The sequence below is a fragment of the Peptoniphilus indolicus ATCC 29427 genome (assembly GCF_000227315.1).
In the GTDB taxonomy this organism is placed as follows: domain Bacteria; phylum Bacillota; class Clostridia; order Tissierellales; family Peptoniphilaceae; genus Peptoniphilus; species Peptoniphilus indolicus.
Genome location: NZ_JH165134.1, coordinates 1 through 939 on the forward strand (window position 1 = coordinate 1; position 939 = coordinate 939).

At 26.5% G+C, this 939-nt stretch carries 3 protein-coding genes; all 3 read left to right on the top strand.

Translation table 11 applies throughout. The annotated features are described in order from the left end of the window. Positions 1-182, top strand: a 182-nt coding sequence (locus tag HMPREF9129_RS12125) for a DUF6442 family protein (protein ID WP_004823564.1), incomplete at its 5' end; no start/stop codon positions are given. 10 nt (positions 183-192) lie between these two features. Beyond that, positions 193-516 (top strand): DUF6442 family protein, encoded by a 324-nt coding sequence (locus HMPREF9129_RS10330; protein WP_004823565.1) that lies wholly within the window; start codon positions 193-195, stop codon positions 514-516. Continuing rightward, positions 516-722 (top strand): helix-turn-helix transcriptional regulator, encoded by a 207-nt coding sequence (locus tag HMPREF9129_RS10335; protein WP_004823566.1) that lies wholly within the window; start codon positions 516-518, stop codon positions 720-722. Before HMPREF9129_RS10330 ends, HMPREF9129_RS10335 begins: the two co-directional genes overlap by 1 nt. Positions 723-939: the final 217 nt, after the last annotated feature.

A 939-nucleotide genomic window follows, 5' to 3' on the forward strand; every position in this document is an offset into this window, starting at 1 on the left:
TTAATATTTTTACAGGGCAAACAAGTTATGCAATACAATCTATATTTTGTGGAGTTATAGCGGCTGAATATTATGAAAAGCATAAATTTTCAAAAGAAAAAATTTTTTTAGCAGTGTTTATTTTAAGCTGTATCGCATTCATAGTATTGTTACTAAACCATGTAAAGCATATTTTGTCATAGAGGTGAGGGTATGAATAAAGATGAAGTATTAAATAAATATAAAAAAGAAAATACATTTGGTGATGAGAGAGAAAGAAGTCTTAAACTAAAGAGTTATGAATTGGGAACAATTTTTGCAAGTATAGCTTTTATAATTGTGTGGATTGTTGGAAGATATAAAAATTTAGATATTTCTCAAGCTACTTTTGTATTTATGGCGACAATAGTTGGTAGATTTGTTTCAAAGTTATATAATAAAAATTATAGTGGTAATTTTGAAAAAACATCATATATTTTAGTGATAGTTGGCGGGTTAATTTTATTTTTTTCACAAATAGTGGATTGGTTGAGATAATGGACGAAAGCTTAAAGTTAAAAAACAATTTAAAAGAGATAAGAGCAGAAAAGAAAATGTCACAACAAAATTTAGCTGATATTGTTGGCGTTTCAAGAAATACTATAAGTTCAATTGAAACAGGACAATTTAACCCAACGGCAAAATTAGCACTTATAATATGTATTGCACTTGATAAAAAATTTGAAGAAATATTTTATTTTTAATATCAATAAGAGAGGGACTGTTGTAAAATGTCCAAAAGAAAAACGAATAGCGGAATGAGCTGACCCTTAAAGTTGGAATACAAAACCTAACTTAAGGGGTTTTTTATGCCAAAATATAATTTAGAATTTAAAATAAAAATAATAGGGAAATATCTATCAGTTAACATTGGCTTGAATTCACTGTTTAATAAATATAACTTTGAATTCTGATTAGAAC

Excerpts from the sequence above, each read along its gene's own strand:
- HMPREF9129_RS10330 (WP_004823565.1), top strand. The coding sequence starts at position 193 with ATGAATAAAGATGAAGTATTAAATAAATATAAAAAAGAAAATACATTT.
- HMPREF9129_RS10335 (WP_004823566.1), top strand. The coding sequence starts at position 516 with ATGGACGAAAGCTTAAAGTTAAAAAACAATTTAAAAGAGATAAGAGCA.